Source organism: Amphibacillus indicireducens, assembly GCF_039539605.1.
Classification (GTDB): domain Bacteria; phylum Bacillota; class Bacilli; order Bacillales; family Amphibacillaceae; genus Amphibacillus; species Amphibacillus indicireducens.
In genome coordinates this window covers 1-18990 of sequence record NZ_BAABDL010000104.1, presented here as the reverse complement: position 1 = coordinate 18990, position 18990 = coordinate 1, and the positions used below count along the sequence as shown (strand labels likewise).

The following is an 18990-nucleotide window of genomic DNA, read 5'->3' as shown; positions in this document are numbered from 1 at the left end:
AGATGATCATGAAGCTTGGTTTAATTGGGTTTCCAGTTCAACATTCTAAGTCACCTTGGATCCACCAGCATTTTCTCGATCAATTGGGGTTAACAGGTCGTTATCACTTGATTGAAATCGAACCAGATCAATTTGTGGCTGAAATCAATCGATTGAAAACGAGTGATTTAACAGGTTTTAATATTACGATTCCATATAAAGAAAAAATCATTCCGTTTTTAGATGGGATGAGTCCAGAGGCAGAAGCAATTGGTGCTGTAAATACAGTTGTTTGTCAAAATCAAAAGTGGTATGGTCATAATACAGATGGCTTAGGTTTGATCACGGCATTAAAAGTACAATTTCCAGACCTTTTTACCGGTGGGAAAACTGTTTTGCTTTTAGGTGCAGGTGGGGCAAGTCGTGGGATTTATCATGCTTTATTGCAGGAGAATTTTTCAGAGATCATGATTGCTAATCGAACGGTTGAGCGGGCGCAGATGTTGCTAAAGCTAAACCAAACGTCAATTAAAGGTGAGGCAATTTCATTTGCTGAAGCAGAAGAGCGGTTAGCTGAATTTGATTTGGTTATTCAGACAACTTCTGTTGGGATGTCACCGGATTCTGATTCGCGAGTGATTGATTTAGATCGTTTGAAAAAGGATACAGTTGTTAGTGACATTGTTTATCAACCGTTTTGGACATCATTATTAAAAGAAGCAAAAGCACATGGTGGTCGAGTTCATCATGGACATGAAATGTTAATTTATCAAGCTAAGCTTGCTTTTGAATTGTGGACTCAACAGTCAGTCGATGCGAAGCCGTTATTAGAAAGATTTAATCAAGATTGATTACTTAAATTAAAAAGGATGATTTAGATGTTAACTGGAAAACAAAAGCGCTTTTTGCGTGCTAAAGCACATCATTTGAAACCGATTTTTCAAGTTGGTAAAGATGGTGTGAATGACAATATGCTTGTTCAAGTGAGTGAGGCATTAGAAAAACGTGAATTAATTAAAGTGACGGTTTTACAAAATTGTTTAGACGATAAAGATGATGTTGCTACCGAGCTTGTTGCTGGAACGGATGCAGAGCTAGTGCAAGTGATTGGTGCGACAATTGTTTTGTATAAGGAATCAGTAGAAAATAAAACGATTAACTTGCCGTAGGAGATAGCAAATGAAAAAGATAGGGTTGTTAGGTGGTACGTTTGATCCGCCGCATATTGGTCATTTAACGATGGCTGAAGAGGCATATGAACGACTAAAATTAGATGAAGTCTGGTTTATTCCATCGGCTGAACCACCACATAAAGATAAGGCGCGGGTATCTGCGACTGATCGATTAATGATGTTAAAAATTGCGATTGGTTCGGTTGATTATTTTAAAATTAATCCAATCGAACTTACACGCAAAGGGAAATCCTACACCTATGATACGATTCAAGCGTTAAAAGAATCGAATCCGGATGATGAGTTTTACTTTATCATTGGTGCGGATATGGTTGAATATTTACCACATTGGTTTAAAATTGATCAGTTAGTTGAGCTGGTGCAATTTGTCGGTGTGAAACGACCAGATTATCAGCTTGATACACCTTATCCTGTGATATTATTAGATACACCCGGATTAGATATTTCTTCAACGATGATTCGTGAGCGACTTGAAATGAATCGATCGGTTCGTTATCTGATCCCGGATCAGGTGTTATCCTTAATAAAGGAGAAGGGTTTATATGGACAAAGAACAAGCACTTAAATTACTTAAGCCTCATTTAAACCAGACCCGCTATGATCATACAAAGCGTGTGCTAGAAACGGCACTCACCTTAGCAAATATTTATCAGGTCGATCGGAATGATACAATGTTAGCAGCTATTTTTCATGATTATGCAAAGTATCGTCCGCTTGATGAGATGATTGAGATTATTAAAGCAAATTACTTGCCGGTGGATTTATTGAGTTTTCACCATGAATTGTGGCATGGTCCAGTCGGGTCCATTTTAGTCGAACAAGAATTAGGTATTGATAAACAGTCGATTAAAGATGCGATCTACTGGCATACAACAGGTCATGGGCAGATGAATGATTTAGAAAAAATTATTTATTTAGCAGATTATATTGAACCGGGTCGTCATTTTTCAGGGCTTGATTTGATTCGAAAAAAAGCGGTTGAGAATCTGAATGAGGCTTGCTTTATGGCAGTACGTAACAGTATGAAATTTTTAGTTGAACGTGAACGATTAATTTATCCTGAAACATTAAATATGTACAATCAATTGAAAAGAAAATTGGAGGAATCAAATTCATGAGTATTGACCAACTGGTTAAACAGGTTGTAAAAGCAGCAGATGATAAAAGAGCGGAAGATATTATTACGTTAGATATTGCCAGTGTCTCTTTTATGGCTGATTACTTTGTGATTTGCGAAGGTACGAATGAAAGACAAGTACAAGCAATCGCAAGAGGAATTAAAGACGATGTTGAAAAAAGTGGTGGCGTTGTTAAGCGAATTGAAGGTTTTGAACAAGCACGTTGGATTTTAATTGATTTAGGCGATGTTGTTTGTCATGTTTTCCATCAAGATGAACGTAACTATTATAATTTAGAGCGTCTATGGGGTGACGCACCGATTGTGACCGTAGATATAAGTGATCAAGAGGAACCTTCATGACTTATCGTCAACTAGCAAGTTTGTATGATTTTTTGATGGCGGACGCACCATATGATCAATGGGCAGATTTTACCGAGCGATTTGTTGATCAAAAACTTACTAATCAACAGATAAAAATTCTTGATCTTGGTTGTGGGACGGGTCAGGTCACTTGGCGTCTTGCAAAAAGGGGTTACCAATTAACCGGTATTGATCTATCGGAGGACATGTTAACAGAAGCAGCGGCTATTGCAATGGAGAAAAATTTAAACATCCAATGGTTACAGCAAGACATTACAGAATTAGAAGGTTTAGCTGGTTTTGATCTTGTGACGAGCTATTGTGATGTGATTAACTATATTACTGATCAAGATAAACTCGCCAGTGCTTTTGAGCGGATTTATCACAGTTTAAATCAAGATGGGATTTTTTTATTTGATGTTCATAGTATGAAGCATGTAAAAAATGAAATGGTTGATCAACTTTTTTCTGAGGTTTATGATGATTTAGCTTATATTTGGTTTTGTTATCCTGGTGAGCATGAGGGGGAAATGACTCATGAGTTAACTTTCTTTTTAGAGGAATCTGGGAAATATCAACGCTTTGACGAGTTTCATCATCAAAGAACTTATCCAGTCACGACATATCTCCAAATGCTTCATGACACTGGTTTTAAAGAGATTCAATTATTTGCTGATTTTCAAAACCAACCGATCACTGAACTCAATTCCGAAATCGAAGGAGACCGCATCTTCTTCGCTTGCCGGAAATAATTTAATCAGAATCACACAATTATCACAAAAAATAATTGTGTGATTTTTTAAAAATAAGCAGGATTATTGTCTGGGCACGTCGAATATAAGTCCAAGACAAAATAATTAATGGAGGTTTATTGTGAAATGGATAAAGAATAATATCATCCTTGTAATTGTGAGCCTCATACTACTGACAAGCTTGTTTTGGGAATTTATTTTAGCCGACCTTCTTCAACCATCGATTGAAGCGACTCCGTCTGAACATACAACAATTCAACCCCCAGTTGAATCCACCAATCAGCCAACCGAACATGAATTAAAATCAACTAATGAAAAACTTTACGTCGATCTAAAAGGAGAAGTTTATCAACCAGGCGTTTATTTAGTTGATCCTGACGATCGTGTCATTGATGTAATTGAATCAGCGGGCGGCTTTACCAATGATGCAGATGAAAATCAAATTAATTTAGCTGAGAAAGTCTATGATGCGATGGTGATTTATGTGCCATCACAGGAAGATTCGGAACAAATTGTCGTTCAATCGGACGTAAATCATGGTAAAATAAGAATCAACCAAGCGACACAAGCAGAACTTGAGCAGTTGCCTGGAATTGGCTCAGCTAAAGCATTAGCAATTATTCAGTACCGTGAGGAGAATGGTCCATTTAAAGAGGCGGAGGACCTACAAAACATCTCCGGTATTGGTGTGAAAACTTTTGAACAACTAGAAGAGTTCATTATTGTCCCATAAATTTAATTGAAGAGGTGAAGGTAAGTGGAACGTATTTCTTGGAAACAATATTTTATGTCACAAAGCCATTTAATTGCATTGAGAAGCACTTGTGAACGATTAACAGTTGGTGCAACAATCGTTAGAGATAATCGAATCATAGCTGGGGGCTATAACGGGAGTGTTTCAGGCAGTGACCACTGTATTGATGAAGGCTGCTATATGATTGACGGACACTGTGTTCGTACAGTTCATGCAGAGACAAACGCGATTTTACAGTGTGCAAAATTTGGTGTTCAAACAGATGGTGCTGAAATTTATGTCACGCACTTTCCTTGCTTACAATGTTGTAAATCAATTATTCAAGCAGGGATTAAAACAGTTTATTACGCTACTGATTATCGTAATCACCCCTACGCGTCTGAACTGTTTAAGGATGCAGGTGTGAAAGTTGAATTAATTCCACTTGAAAAAGAAACAATGCAATTATTAAAAAAATAATCATAGAGGAGTGTTTATGTGAGAGGGAAAGGGTATTTTCTCGTGATATCACTACTCGTTGGCTATTATTTAGCCAATCAATTGATCTTGTCGTTCGCCATCGCTTTAGTTTGGCTAGTCGTCTTATTGATTTACTACCAAAGAAAAAGATTAGAGTTAATCGAATGTCTAGTGCTCGTCGTGTTAACTCTTTTCTTCTCACAACACTTCGTTCCAGACCAATTTGATCGATCAGAGCAGTTGAATAGCGATGTCGAGATATCAGGAAAGATTACTGCAATTACTAAACAATCCGATCAACAAACAACTTTTATTCTCCGTGATTCAGCTTCGAAGCAATTGATTCAAATCAATCAATTCTCTAGTTCATCTGTTCCACTCCGTGTTGGAGCGCGATGTCAAGTAACAGGTGAAATGAACCTTCCTACCAATGCAACAAATCCAGGACAATTCGATTTTCAAAGCTATTTAGCCGATCAAGGGATCGACTATCAAATCAATCTGAATCAGTCAGATCAACTTCAATGTACAGGGACAAACTTAGTAGGTAGATTAAATCATCTTCGTGATCAACAGATGAATCGACTCGATCAACGGATGAGTGAAACATCAGCGTCATGGATTAAATCATTAATTTTTGGTGATCGATCGAAATTAGATGATCAAATACAAGATCTGTTTGAAAGGTGGCATTTGACCCATTTACTTGCGATTTCAGGGCTTCATGTCAGTATTATTGTCGCGATTCTCCACTTTATTTGTATTTACTTGTGCCGTTTAACAAAAGAGACAACGTATCAACTGCTGATCACTTTTTTACTGATTTATCCGATCTTAGCTGGAGGTGCACCGTCAATTTGGCGAGCTGCACTCGTTACAATCTGTAATTACTTAGCATGGTATCAACGTGATCGAATTATTTCGATTGATTTTTTAAGCCTCGCTTTTGTTTTACTTCTATTTCTCAAGCCAGAATGGATCAATCAGCTCGGCTTTCAATTTTCATTTCTAATTTCATTTTCATTGCTTTTATCAAAAAAAATCCTCGGCCAATTAAAAACAAAATTCGCTCAAATGGTTTTCATTTCATTGTTATGTATGGTGATGATTATTCCAATTCAAGTTAATGCTTTTTATTTGTTCAATCCAATCAGTTTTATTATCAATTTAGTGGTCACTTTTTATTTTAGTAGCTTTTTTATCCCACTGATCTTTTTTGGGTATTTAGTGAGCTTGCTTTTCTCACCTTTGATCGTGATCATTGAATTTTTAATTAACATTTCTAATCAATTATTTATTTCATTGCTTCAATTTTTTGATACTTATTTTTATTATCCAATTGTGACTGGGAAGCTGTCGCCGTTAATTGTGACTCTCTATTATTTGTGTTTATTTTATTTGCTCGTTCAAGTTGAAAAAAGACAATTCAATAAAGTGATTTCTAGTTTTATTTTACTGATTATGATTATCGTGACGAATCAAATCACACCATATTTGAGTCCGTACGGTAAAGTAACAGTTCTTGACCTAGGACAAGCTAATTCGCTGATCATCGAATTACCCCATCGAAAAGCAGTCGTCATATACGATGTTGGTGCGACATTAGCAAATGATTACACAACGCCGACTGATCGCGCTTATCAACAAATCATCAAACCATTTCTATATCAAGCTGGGATAAACAAGATTGATGCCGTTATTTTGTCACATGAAGATCATGACCATCTTGGTAGTCTGCCGTATTTACTCGAAGATTTCACAGTTCAAACGGTGATCACATCAGCATATTTTGAGTGGCCAGAGCTTTTATTAAATCCATTAAAAACTGGCTTAATCGAACATCAACGAGTTAAAACTGGCGAAAGTTTTTCGATTGGTAGTCACGATTTCTATAGTTTAAATCCGAGTCGCGATTGGAGGAATACGAATGACAATTCATTGGTGATTGAGACGCGGTTCGCAGATCAGTCTTGGTTACTTACTGGAGATATTTCTGCCCATGTAGAAGAAACAATTGTGAAAAATAATCCTCAGCTGGCTATCGATACATTGGTTGTTGCGCATCATGGGAGTGCAACCTCAACCTCGCAACTCTTTTTAACGCAAATTGCACCAAATCAAGCAATTATTCCAGTTGGGCGTAACAATTTTTTCAATCATCCAAGTGAAATTGTGCTTAATCGGTTAACTGATCAAGGGTTAAAAATTTATCGGACAGATCAAGATGGGGCGATTCAATTCATTTTTCATAAAAATCAAAGAGGTGGAACGTTTTCAACTCATTTGCCATAAGCTATTAACAAATACTTTGGTAAGAATGATTGATCTGGATGATTTCCTCAGTTAGCAACAGTTAACAGGCGTAATTTTTTGCTGATGGGTCACAGTAATGAATAGAGAGAGGAAGAAACGACTATCGATTAATTATTAGAACCTAGGTCTAATGATTAATCGTTTATATAGATAAAGAAAGGGAGGGTGCTCGTTTCCCTTTCTTTTTTTCTTGTCAAAATCGTTGCCAAGCTATACGATAGGAGATGAGATTGTTTTGATCGGGGATGGATAAGATGAACTATTTAGATGCGATAAAAGATTTGAAAAACAAAAAAATTCCACCAGTCATTTTAATTTATGGGGAGGAGCAATTTTTAATTGAGTCTGTTGTGAATCAAGTGGCCAATCGATTGGGTAATGATCGTCAGGCAGATGAAGCGTTAATCCAATATGATTTAGAAGAAATACCTGTTGATGATGTTGTGATGGAGGTCGAGACCTATCCTTTCTTTGCTGATCATAAACTTGTTGTTGCTAATCAAGCTTATTTTTTAACAGCGAAGCAAGTGAAGACACAGGTTGAGCATAACCTTGATCGTTTATTAGATTATCTTGCGGAGCCGGTTGACTTTTCAACGTTAGTTATTGTTGCACCTTATGATAAATTAGATGAGCGTAAGAAGGTAACAAAACAGCTGAAAAAGCAAGCGATGGTTGTTCACTGTGAAGCGGTTAAAACCTGGGAAATTGACAAGTGGGTAGCTCATTTGGCTAAGCAGTATCAAGTCTATCTTGATAAAGCTGCTGAACAATTGTTAATTAATGAAACGGGGACGAATCTTGGTTTATTGGAAAAAGAAATTGAGAAACTAGCCTTATATGTTGGAGAAAGTGGCAAAGTTACAGCAGAAATTGCCCAAGATCTTGTCTCTCGTCAAGGAAATGCCACGGGATTAACATTAGTTGATATGGTGATTACTAAGAACTTAACAGGTGCGATTAAGATTTATCGTGATTTAATGAAATTGAATGAGGAGCCAATTGCTTTAATTGGCTTGTTGGCATCACAATTACGAACGATTTACCAAGTGAAAGTGTTGCTAAGAAAAGGTTATCGTCAGCAACAAATGGCTAAGGAATTAAGGGTGCATCCATATGTCGTTAAAATGTCACTTGAACGGGAAAAAAAATTTAGTTTAGATGCACTATATCGTTACATAGAGGTGTGTACTGATGCAGATCAAGCAATTAAACAAGGAAAAATGGACAAAGAACTCGCCTTTGAATTTTTGCTATATCAGCTAATTAATATTTAGTTAATAATTTTAAATAATCTAAAACAAAAAAACGATCCTAGCTTTTGAGTAGGGTCGTTTTTAATGTTTGTTTAATTTTCGCAGTGCAACTGTCAGTAAGGTCCCGAAAGACGGGATCAACTGACAGTAGCGGCCCGATTGGTTTAACTAACGATCAGCAGATCACTGATCGAAGTTTCACTTTATCGCAGTGCAACTGTCAGTAAGGTCCGAAAGTCGGAACCAACTGACAGTAGCGGCCCGATTGGTTCAACTAACGATCAGCAGATCACTGATCGAAGTTTCACTTTATCGCAGTGCAACTGTCAGTAAGGTCCGAAAGTCGGAACCAACTGACAGTAGCGGCCCGATTGGTTTAACTAACGATCAGTAGATCGCTGATCGAAGTTTCACTTTATCGCAGTGCAACTGTCAGTAAGGTCCGAAAGTCGGAACCAACTGACAGTAGCGGCCCGATTAGTTTAACTAACGATCAGCAGATCACTGATCGAAGTTTCACTTTATCGCAGTGCAACTGTCAGTAAGGTCCGAAAGTCGGAACCAACTGACAGTAGCGGCCCGATTGGTTTAACTAACGATCAGCAGATCACTGATCGAAGTTTCACTTTATGCGCCAAGTTCGTTAACTTTTTTAGTTAAGCGTGCTTTTTGACGCGTACCATTATTTTTGTGAATTACACCTTTTTGAACGGCTTTATCAATTTTCTTAACTGCAACTTTTAAAGCAGCTTGTGCTTCTTCAACGTTGTTTTCACTTATTAAACTTTCAACACGTTTAATATTTGTACGCATATTAGATTTTACTGTTTGATTTGCCACACGGCTTTTTTCGTTTACACGAATACGTTTAATAGCTGATTTCATATTAGCCATCATTATCACCTCCACATGTTTAAGTCCACTATATCAATTAATACAGGACAAAGGATATTTTAACAGAGCCTGCTCAAGTTTTCAATAAAAAAATGTCTAATTTGATCTAAATGTATGAAAAATCTGTTCTAGGAAAAGTTAAACAGAGAAAAAATGTATGAAAAGAGGGGCTCAAATGAAAGATGAACAGCGATTCCAAATTCGAACAGACTTAGCAATTGAAGCGAGGGAAATGTTTGTTGAAGAAGAAAAACAAACAGAAGATATTGAAGGGGTCATTCTTACTGAGAAAAAAATAAAAGGTTTTCCAGTGACTGATGTTCAAGTCGATGAAATTGGTCAAGAGAATATCAATAAACAAGCTGGTCGTTACCTCACACTTGAAACAGACGCTGTTAAAAATTCTGATAGTGATCAGCAACAGGTAACTGCTGAGGTGCTTAGTCACATTTTGGCTGATTTGTTGACTGATAATCAAATTAGTCCTGACGCTAAATGTTTAGTTGTCGGCTTAGGAAATGATTATGTAACTCCAGACGCCTTAGGACCACAAACGATCAAAAAAATTTTAGTCACGAAACATTTGTTTGCGTATCATCCTGAAATGGTTGCCGATGGTTATCGTTCGGTTGCAGCATTTGCTCCAGGTGTGATGGGGGTAACGGGCATGGAAACGAGCGATATTATTCAAGGGCTTGTGAAAGAAGTAAGTCCTGATTTCATTATCGCGATTGATGCATTGGCTTCTAGATCAGTCGATCGAGTTAATTCGACGATTCAGCTTTCAGATACAGGAATCCATCCGGGATCAGGTGTGAACAATAAGCGAAAAGCACTTAGCTACGAAACATTTGGTATTCCTGTTATTTCAATTGGTGTACCAACTGTTGTTGATGCGGTCACGATTACGAGTGATACGATTGATTATGTGTTTAAGCATTTTGGGCGAGAATTTAAAGAAAAAGATCAACCCGCAAAAAGTCTTGTACCTGCCTCGCTAAATTTTGGTGAAAAAAAACTAACTGCTGAAGATTTACCTGATCAAGCGAAAAGAACCGAATTGTTTGGAATGATTGGAAGCCTGGCAGAATCTGAAAAACGACAATTGATCAAAGAAGTTTTAAGCCCGCTTGGATACAATTTAATGGTTACACCGAAAGAAGTTGACAGTTATATTCATGATTTAGCCCATTTACTCGCATCCGGGATAAATGGTGCTTTACATGAAAGTGTTGAGAGTGACAAGGCCAACAGTTTTACTCGTTAATTGAGTTGATCCGTTCTATCCTACTCTTCTCTATCATATAGTCTATTAATCATGAGAGAGAGTAGGATTTTTATGGCAAAAACACCTTTTAAGCAAAAACAAACAAACTTTGCGCTATTTTTAAAACTTGTTTTCAGCTGGACAATTTGCTGTTTTTTTATTTTTTCGATTATCGGAGCAATTGTCTCATTGCCAATCGGCAAGAAGAATACACCACCTTTTTTAGTGGCAGGGAGTGAAAATATAAGTACAAGCTTCTATTTAGCATTACTATCAACAGAATTTAAACCACTGAAATTTGAATACGATGAAGCAATGCTGGGCATATCAGTTTCGGAGCTTATTTTACAATTGACGACACAACTTAATCGAACAGACATCCGGACGTTGTTCGGTAATGAGTTACCAGGGTTCTATCCTTATCAAAATCGAATTATTATCGGACAGTCGAACACAAATTATACAAATTTACCAGTTGAATCGTCGCCACCACTTGAACTTATTCTTGAAGAGCGTAACGTAATTGATTCACCTGTTGACGATCAAGTCGAGCAAAAAATTGATCAAAAAATTGAAACGACAGTTTTTATCTACAATACACATAATCGAGAATCATTTTTGCCACATTTAGATAATGTTGAAGACCCTAATCAGGCCTTTCATTCGGATGTAAATGTTGGATTAGTAAGTGAACAGTTGAAGAAGTCACTTGCTACCAAAGGGATAGGAGCACTCGTTGATCAAACGGACTTTACCCAAGTCCTCCACAATCAAGGTTGGCAATATTCACAATCGTATACTGCCTCAAGACAAGTTGTTGAGGAGGTTATTAGTCAAAATCAACAACTCAGCTATCTTTTTGATATCCACCGTGATAGTCGAAGAAAAGAAGATACAACAGTGACAATTGATGGTGAAGAATATGCACAATTGTTTTTTGTAATCGGTGCTGATTTTGAAGGTAACCAGAAAAATATTGAATTAGCGAAAACAATTCATCAAAATTTAGAAAAATCGTACCCTGGGCTTAGTCGGGGAGTTGCAGAAATGGGCGGATCGGGAAGAAATGGGGTTTACAATCAAGACTTATCTGAGAATGCGATTTTAATTGAATTTGGTGGGGTTGATAATACGCTAGAAGAGTTATATCGGACTGCGGATGTTCTTGCTGAAGTTTTTGCTGATTATTATTGGGATGCCGAACAAGTTACCAAAAATTAAACTTTAAAAGAGGGGTTAAAAATGATTAAGTTTGTTGGAAAATTAATCGTGATCATCTTATGTTTTGTATTTGTTGTGACACTTTTGAATCAGCAAGAATCAACAGGTACGGTGGAATCAGAAATTTCTGATCCACAAATTGTTATGAGTTCACGTGATTACTATAATGATCTAATCGAAGTCGAGGAACAACTTCCGTTAATTAATAACCGAACTAATCAAAAATCGATTACTTACTCCGCTGCACAATGGATTGAAAAGTCGGGATTAATGATTTACGAAGGTCTCCTAACAATCATCAACGACTTAGCAGAAGTTTTCTAAACGGTGTTAAATTTCAGCTAGTAAGTGGTTTGTTACGAAAATAATTGAATCAATGGGTATTCACTGCTATAATCAAGTTTGTAGATTGTCCGTTATATAGGAGTGAAGATAGTGACAAATGAACAAAGACAAGAAAATGTTCGTAACTTTTCAATCATTGCCCACATTGATCATGGAAAGTCAACATTAGCAGACAGAATTTTAGAAAAAACTCAAGCATTATCGCAACGAGAAATGAAAGAACAATTCCTGGACGCGATGGACTTAGAGCGAGAACGTGGAATTACAATTAAATTGAATGCAGTTCAATTAAAATATCGTCATCATGATGGGAAAGACTATATTTTCCATCTGATTGATACACCTGGTCATGTCGACTTTACTTATGAAGTGTCAAGAAGTTTAGCGGCTTGCGAAGGTGCAATTTTGGTTGTTGATGCAGCGCAAGGTATTGAAGCACAAACATTAGCAAACGTTTATTTAGCTTTGGATAATGATTTAGAAATTATTCCGGTTATTAATAAAATTGACTTGCCGAGTGCAGATCCTGAACGTGTTAAGCAAGAGATTACAGATGTGATTGGAATTGATGGTGATGAAGCTTTACTTGTTAGTGCGAAGTCTGGAATTGGAATTGAATCGATATTAGAAGCGGTTGTTGATCGAATCCCGGCTCCAGAAGGGGAGCCAGAAGCACCACTAAAAGCATTGATTTTTGATTCGCTGTATGATTCGTATCGTGGAGTTGTCGCTTACGTTCGAATTAAGGACGGTTCAGTTAAAGTCGGTGATAAAATAAAAATGATGGCGACGGGTAAAGAATTTGAAGTCAATGAAGTTGGCGTGTTTAATCCTAAATTAACACCAACAGATAAACTTCAAGTCGGTGATGTTGGTTACTTAACGGCATCAATTAAAAATGTTAGTGATTCACATGTTGGGGATACAATTACTTTAGCGAATAACCCTGCTACTGAACCATTACCAGGTTATCGAAAATTAAATCCGATGGTGTTTTGTGGTTTATACCCAATTGACCCGAGTAAATATAATGATTTACGTGAAGCTTTAGAACGACTTGAGCTAAATGATTCAGCTTTACAATATGAAGCAGAAACATCACAAGCTCTAGGATTTGGTTTTAGATGTGGTTTCCTTGGTCTACTACACATGGAAATAATTCAAGAACGAATTGAACGTGAATTTAATATTGATTTAATCACAACGGCACCAAGTGTTATTTATGAAGTTAAAAAAACAGATGGTGAGACTATTTCTGTTGATAACCCGTCGTTTATGCCAGAACCACAAGAAATAGAAGATGTGTATGAACCATTTGTTAAAGCAACCATTATGGTACCCAATGATTATGTCGGGGCGGTAATGGAGCTTTGTCAAAGAAAACGCGGTGACTTTATTGGGATGGATTACTTGGATGATATTCGAGTGAATGTTGTTTATAATATTCCGTTATCAGAAATCGTCTATGATTTTTTTGATGCACTCAAGTCAAACACAAAAGGTTATGCGTCATTAGACTATGAAATTGAAGGTTATCGCCCATCAAAGTTAGTGAAAATGGACATCCTGCTTAATGGTGAAAAAGTTGATGCACTGTCATTTATCGTTCATCGTGAGTTTTCATTTGAACGCGGAAAATATATTGTTGATAAATTAAGAGAACTCATCCCTAGACAACAATTTGAAGTCCCTGTTCAGGCGGCGATTGGTAATAAGATCATCGCGCGCTCAACAATTAAAGCCATGCGAAAAAATGTTTTATCAAAATGTTACGGTGGAGATATTTCACGTAAACGTAAATTGTTAGAGAAACAAAAAGAAGGTAAGAAGCGAATGAAGATGGTCGGTTCTGTTGAGATCCCTCAAGAAGCGTTCATGTCTGTTTTGAAAATGGAAGACGATTAACCATTGATATGACGGGATTTTCAATTAATCAACTTGGCATTAGAATATTTTTGTCACGTAGTTGATCAAAACTGTTACAAAATTTAAGGAGCTGACAATTCGCAGCTCCTTTACTTATGAAATTGATACAAAGGGGGGAAATGATTTGATCAAATCAGCATATATCCATATCCCATTTTGCGAAAAAATTTGTCACTACTGTGACTTTACAAAGTTTTTTTATCAAGAAAAAATGGCTGACGAATACTTAGAAGCACTAGCCAATGAAATTAAATTTTATTTAAATGGTGAAAAACATCCGATGCGAACAATCTTTGTCGGGGGTGGAACACCAACAGCTTTAAACTTGAGACAATTAGACTATTTATTACAATTGATTGATCAACATATGGATGTGGTGAATGTAGAGGAATATACTTTTGAGGCAAATCCAGGTGATTTAAACGAAGATAAGATCAAATTGCTCCGTGACTATGGTGTAAATCGGATTTCCATGGGTATCCAATCATTTGATAATCAGTTATTAGAGGATTTAGGTCGTCTTCACCGGGTAAATGATGTTGAAGAAAATATTAATCACCTTCTGAAACATGGTCTAACTAATATTAGTATTGACTTAATGTACGGCTTACCGAATCAAACGATTGAGATTTTTGATGATTCAATTGAGCGTGCACTAGCTTTTGATTTACCGCACTACTCAACCTATTCCTTACAAATTGAACCTAAAACAGTTTTTTATCAACGTCACCAAAAGGGGAAGCTTCATAAACCTCCTGAAGAAGTTGAAGCGAGTATGTTTGAACTGTTAATTGATAAAATGAAGCGGAACGGGAAATATCAATATGAGGTTAGTAATTTTGCTGAGCCGGGTTTTGAAAGTAAACATAATTTAACCTATTGGGATAACCAATATTATTATGGTTTTGGAGCAGGAGCAAGTGGATATTTACCAGGCGAGCGTCACATTAATCTGCGTCCTTTTCCGGCATATGTGAAGGCAGCCAATGAGTCCGGGCGTCCCGTATTGCATATTGATCAAATTGGTAAGAAAGAGCAAGTGGAGGAAGAGCTTTTCCTTGGTTTGCGTAAACGAACAGGTGTTAGCAAGGCAGATTTTAAAACTAAATATAAATTAGATCTTCATAATGTTTATCAGAAGCCAATCAAGGAGTTGATTGATCGTGGCTGGCTGGAGGAAGATGATCAGCGGATTCGGATGACTGAGCAGGGTCAGTTATTTGGCAATGAAGTTTTCCAACGGTTTTTACTTGATGAATTTGAATTTGATGATTGATTAGCTTTTGTTTCATTTTTGAAGTGATATTCGTTGACAATATTGTGTTGATTTGATAATTTAATAATAGTATTAGCACTCGAAAGGGAAGAGTGCTAACAGAGGTGATCATCTATGGTATTATCTAGTAGGCAACTTTTGATATTACAGGTGATTATTGATGAGTTTATTCAATCGGCTCAACCAATAGGGTCACGGGCAATATCAAAAAAAGAAGGCATTTCATACAGTCCTGCGACGATCAGAAACGAAATGGCTGATTTAGAAGAGCTTGGCTATCTTGAAAAGACGCACTCTTCGTCTGGCCGAATCCCGTCGGAAAAAGGCTATCGTTTTTATGTCGATCATATGTTACTGCCTTTTCACTTATCTGAAAAGGATCAGAAACTTATTTCTGCTGTTTTTGATTATGAGTATGTTGATTTTGAGCAAGTTGTACAAAAATCAGTTGAAGTTTTATCAGACTTAACAAACTACACATCAATTATCTTAGGACCAGAAGTTTTTGAAGCAAGGTTAAAGCAATTACAAATTATTCAGTTGTCGAAAACATCGGCGGTTGCGATTTTAGTGACGAATAAAGGACATGTTGAACATCGATCATTTACGATTCCCGCTGAAATTAGTGGCTCTGATTTAGAAAAACTCGTTAATATTTTAAATGAAAAGTTCTATAACATCCCGATTATCCAACTCCATAGCAGGATGCAAGTGGAAATCGGTAATATTTTAAACAGTTACATTACTAATGTGAACTTAGCATTGAAATATTTACACGGAGCACTTTTTAGTCAACAGCCAGACAATTATTATATGAGTGGAATGACGAATATGCTTCTACAACCAGAGTTTAATGATGTCGAAAAAGTACATTCAATCTACTCAATAATTGAAAAAGAAGATTTGATGATCAACTTGCTTCGAGCAACTGAGCAAGGCTTAAAAATTTCAATTGGCCAAGAAAATAAAATTGATGAAATGCAAGACTTGAGTTTGATTAAAGCAACGTACTCACTGTCAGGAGAACAATTAGGAACGATTGCTTTGTTAGGACCAAAAAGAATGGATTATTCTCGAGTGGTGTCGTTAATTAATTTACTGTCGAACCAAATGTCCAAAACATTTACGGATTGGTAGTAAATCAAATTAACGTAATAATATCTTCGCTAAACATAATGGTTGAAAAGGCGATGGTGTTGTTTTATTATATGATTGGTTAAGTGAGAGCTGAGTCAATTCTCTCACTTAAGTTTTGCATATTATACTAGATAATTAACCGATTTATCAAAACTAGCTAAAGTCAACTTGACGAATTTTGGGGGTGAGTATGGTGACAGATGTTAATAAAGAGCAACAAATTGACCAAGAAGAAAATATCGAACTGACTGATGATGTTGAAGAAGTTGAGCAAGAACTTGTTGATGATCAATCTGAAGAAGCTGATGTAGAACAAAAATATCAACAACTTGAAACAGCGAAAAATGAACTTTATGATAAATATTTACGCTTACAAGCAGAATACGATAATTATCGAAAACGCACACAGCGTGAAAAAGCTGCAGATTTAACTTATAAATCACAACAATTGGCAACTGAGCTACTACCAGTGCTTGATAATTTTGAACGAGCGCTCCAGACGACTGGGGAGGATGAGTCAGTTAAGGGTTTCATTGATGGTATGGAAATGATTTATCGTCATTTACTTTCTGTTTTAGAATCAGAAGGAATTGAGATCATACCTGCTGTTGGTGAGGAATTTGATCCAACGATCCATCAAGCAGTTGTACAAGTTGAAGATGATCAATATGAATCAAACATCGTTGTAGAGGAATTACAAAAAGGCTATCGATTAAAGGATCGAGTTCTACGACCTGCAATGGTAAAAGTTAATCAGTAGCTACATAGTAAATTGAAGGAGGAAGATTAAATGAGCAAAATCATTGGAATTGACTTAGGAACAACAAACTCATGTGTGGCAGTTATGGAGGGTGGGGAGCCTATTATTATCCCTAACCCGGAAGGAAACCGGACAACAGCATCTGTTGTTTCATTTAAAAATGGTGAACGACAAGTAGGAGAGGTTGCAAAGCGTCAAGCAATTACCAACCCGAATACGATTCAGTCGGTTAAACGCCACATGGGAACAGACTATAAAGTTGAAGTTGAAGGAAAAGAATATACACCACAAGAAATTTCAGCAATCATTTTACAATACATTAAAAGCTATGCTGAAGATTACTTAGGTGAAAAAGTTGAAAAAGCAGTCGTTACTGTGCCAGCATATTTCAACGACTCTGAACGTCAAGCAACTAAAGATGCCGGAAGAATTGCTGGACTAGAAGTTGAGCGAATCATTAATGAGCCGACAGCAGCTGCATTAGCATATGGTATTGATAAAGCTGATCAAGATCAAACGGTTCTCGTTTATGATTTAGGTGGAGGAACGTTTGACGTATCTATTTTAGATATTGGAGATGGTACGTTTGAAGTTATTGCAACAGCAGGTGATAATCGCCTAGGTGGAGATGACTTTGATGAAGTGATCATTGAACACTTAGTAGCAGAATTTAGAAAAGAAAATGGAATTGACTTAGGTAAAGATAAGATGGCGTTACAACGTTTGAAAGATGCTGCTGAGAAGGCGAAAAAGGATCTTTCAGGGATTGGCCAGACACAAATTTCATTACCATTTATTACAGCTGGTGAAGCTGGACCACTACACTTAGAAATGACGTTAACACGAGCTAAGTTTGAAGAATTATCAGCAGATCTAATTGAAAGAACAATGGGGCCGACACGTCAAGCACTTGCAGATTCGGGCTTAAGTGCATCAGAAATTGACAAAGTTATTTTAGTTGGTGGTTCAACTCGTATTCCTGCTGTTCAAGAGGCATTGAAGAAAGAAACAGGTCAAGAACCTTCAAGAGGTGTAAACCCTGATGAGGTTGTTGCATTAGGTGCGGCGATTCAAGGTGGAGTGCTTCAAGGTGATGTTAAAGATGTTCTATTATTAGATGTTACGCCACTTTCATTAGGAATTGAAACAATGGGTAGTGTAACAACACGACTAATTGAGCGTAATACAACGATCCCAACAAGCCACTCACAGGTATTCTCAACAGCGGCAGATAACCAAACTGCAGTTGATATTCATGTTTTACAAGGTGAACGAGAAATGGCTGCAGACAACAAGACGTTAGGCCGTTTCCAATTAACTGATATTCCACCAGCACCACGTGGTGTACCACAAATCGAAGTTACTTTTGATATTGATGCAAATGGGATTGTTAATGTTAAAGCAAAAGATTTAGGCACAAATAAAGAGCAATCAATTACGATTCAATCATCATCAGGTTTAAGTGATGAAGAAGTAGAAAAAATGGTAAAAGATGCTGAAGAAAATGCCGAAGCAGATAAAAAACGTCGGGAAGAAATTGATCTTCGCAACGAAGCAGATCAACTTGTTTTCCAAACAGATAAGCTGATCAAAGATCTTAAAGATCAAGTTTCTGAAGACGAAAAGCAAAAAGCAGAAGCTGCAAAAGATGAATTGAAAAAAGCGCTTGAAGATGGCGATATCGAAGCGATTAAAGCGAAGAAAGAAGCTTTAGAGCAAGAAGTTCAAGCTTTATCAGTTAAGCTTTATGAGCAAGCACAACAAGCTCAACAGGCAAATGAAGCAGGCGATACCAATGATGACGTCGTTGATGCTGACTATGAAGAAGTAGAAGACGAAAACGATAAATAATAACTCATGTGATAAAAGTCAAAGTCAAGTATATCCTGACTTTGACTTTTATCCGTTGTGTGCCCAGCATGGGTGCAGACTCTAGGGTGAAAGTCCCGAACAGTGAAGGCAGTAGTAGCTGTAGCTT

General features: G+C 36.9%; 19 protein-coding genes. 18 read left to right on the top strand and 1 reads right to left on the bottom strand.

The window, feature by feature from the left end; genetic code table 11:
* Positions 1 to 2 precede the first annotated feature (2 nt).
* The 10 genes from aroE (at position 3) to holA (ending at position 8207) form a co-directional block, all read left to right on the top strand.
* Positions 3 to 830, top strand: a complete 828-nt coding sequence (gene aroE, locus ABD814_RS09550) for a shikimate dehydrogenase (protein WP_344912586.1) — start codon at positions 3 to 5, stop codon at positions 828 to 830.
* A gap of 27 nt (positions 831 to 857) precedes the next feature.
* Positions 858 to 1148: a ribosome assembly RNA-binding protein YhbY gene (yhbY, locus tag ABD814_RS09545; protein WP_344912583.1), complete on the top strand. Its 291-nt coding sequence runs from the start codon at positions 858 to 860 to the stop codon at positions 1146 to 1148.
* A gap of 10 nt (positions 1149 to 1158) precedes the next feature.
* Positions 1159 to 1737: a nicotinate-nucleotide adenylyltransferase gene (locus ABD814_RS09540; protein WP_344912580.1), complete on the top strand. Its 579-nt coding sequence runs from the start codon at positions 1159 to 1161 to the stop codon at positions 1735 to 1737.
* A complete protein-coding gene (yqeK, locus tag ABD814_RS09535; RefSeq protein ID WP_344912577.1) occupies positions 1715 to 2290 on the top strand; it encodes a bis(5'-nucleosyl)-tetraphosphatase (symmetrical) YqeK in 576 nt (191 codons plus the stop codon). Before ABD814_RS09540 ends, yqeK begins: the two co-directional genes overlap by 23 nt.
* Complete coding sequence (rsfS, locus tag ABD814_RS09530) at positions 2287 to 2652, top strand: ribosome silencing factor (RefSeq protein ID WP_344912574.1); 366 nt, start codon at positions 2287 to 2289, stop codon at positions 2650 to 2652. Before yqeK ends, rsfS begins: the two co-directional genes overlap by 4 nt.
* Positions 2649 to 3404: a class I SAM-dependent DNA methyltransferase gene (locus tag ABD814_RS09525; protein WP_344912570.1), complete on the top strand. Its 756-nt coding sequence runs from the start codon at positions 2649 to 2651 to the stop codon at positions 3402 to 3404. Before rsfS ends, ABD814_RS09525 begins: the two co-directional genes overlap by 4 nt.
* Positions 3405 to 3525: 121 nt before the next feature.
* A complete protein-coding gene (locus ABD814_RS09520) occupies positions 3526 to 4137 on the top strand; it encodes a helix-hairpin-helix domain-containing protein (RefSeq protein WP_344912568.1) in 612 nt (203 codons plus the stop codon).
* A gap of 24 nt (positions 4138 to 4161) precedes the next feature.
* Positions 4162 to 4617 carry a ComE operon protein 2 gene (locus tag ABD814_RS09515; protein WP_344912566.1) on the top strand — a complete coding sequence of 152 codons (456 nt, stop codon included), beginning with the start codon at positions 4162 to 4164 and terminating at the stop codon, positions 4615 to 4617.
* 18 nt (positions 4618 to 4635) lie between these two features.
* A complete protein-coding gene (locus ABD814_RS09510; RefSeq protein WP_344912564.1) occupies positions 4636 to 6909 on the top strand; it encodes a DNA internalization-related competence protein ComEC/Rec2 in 2274 nt (757 codons plus the stop codon).
* A 275-nt stretch (positions 6910 to 7184) separates the two neighbouring features.
* Complete coding sequence (gene holA / locus ABD814_RS09505) at positions 7185 to 8207, top strand: DNA polymerase III subunit delta (protein WP_344912562.1); 1023 nt, start codon at positions 7185 to 7187, stop codon at positions 8205 to 8207.
* Between the two features lie 606 nt (positions 8208 to 8813).
* On the opposite strand, the gene rpsT is transcribed toward holA, so the two are convergent.
* Positions 8814 to 9080, bottom strand: a complete 267-nt coding sequence (gene rpsT / locus ABD814_RS09500) for a 30S ribosomal protein S20 (RefSeq protein ID WP_344912560.1) — start codon at positions 9078 to 9080, stop codon at positions 8814 to 8816.
* A 175-nt stretch (positions 9081 to 9255) separates the two neighbouring features.
* Here rpsT and gpr point away from each other — a divergent pair, with 175 nt between their 5' ends.
* From gpr to dnaK, 8 genes are all read left to right on the top strand, one after another.
* Positions 9256 to 10347 carry a GPR endopeptidase gene (gene gpr / locus ABD814_RS09495; RefSeq protein ID WP_344912558.1) on the top strand — a complete coding sequence of 364 codons (1092 nt, stop codon included), beginning with the start codon at positions 9256 to 9258 and terminating at the stop codon, positions 10345 to 10347.
* A gap of 72 nt (positions 10348 to 10419) precedes the next feature.
* Entirely contained in the window at positions 10420 to 11568 is a 1149-nt protein-coding gene (spoIIP, locus tag ABD814_RS09490; RefSeq protein WP_344912555.1) for a stage II sporulation protein P, read from the top strand.
* Between the two features lie 21 nt (positions 11569 to 11589).
* A complete protein-coding gene (locus ABD814_RS09485) occupies positions 11590 to 11892 on the top strand; it encodes a hypothetical protein (protein WP_344912553.1) in 303 nt (100 codons plus the stop codon).
* A 102-nt stretch (positions 11893 to 11994) separates the two neighbouring features.
* Entirely contained in the window at positions 11995 to 13818 is a 1824-nt protein-coding gene (gene lepA, locus ABD814_RS09480; protein WP_425549077.1) for a translation elongation factor 4, read from the top strand.
* 145 nt (positions 13819 to 13963) lie between these two features.
* Positions 13964 to 15115: a radical SAM family heme chaperone HemW gene (gene hemW / locus ABD814_RS09475; RefSeq protein ID WP_344912549.1), complete on the top strand. Its 1152-nt coding sequence runs from the start codon at positions 13964 to 13966 to the stop codon at positions 15113 to 15115.
* A 114-nt stretch (positions 15116 to 15229) separates the two neighbouring features.
* Positions 15230 to 16252 (top strand): heat-inducible transcriptional repressor HrcA, encoded by a 1023-nt coding sequence (hrcA, locus tag ABD814_RS09470; RefSeq protein ID WP_344912547.1) that lies wholly within the window; start codon positions 15230 to 15232, stop codon positions 16250 to 16252.
* Positions 16253 to 16442: 190 nt separating this feature from the next.
* Positions 16443 to 17012, top strand: a complete 570-nt coding sequence (gene grpE / locus ABD814_RS09465; protein WP_344912544.1) for a nucleotide exchange factor GrpE — start codon at positions 16443 to 16445, stop codon at positions 17010 to 17012.
* Positions 17013 to 17042: 30 nt separating this feature from the next.
* Positions 17043 to 18863 (top strand): molecular chaperone DnaK, encoded by a 1821-nt coding sequence (dnaK, locus tag ABD814_RS09460; protein WP_344912542.1) that lies wholly within the window; start codon positions 17043 to 17045, stop codon positions 18861 to 18863.
* The last annotated feature ends 127 nt before the right edge of the window (positions 18864 to 18990 follow it).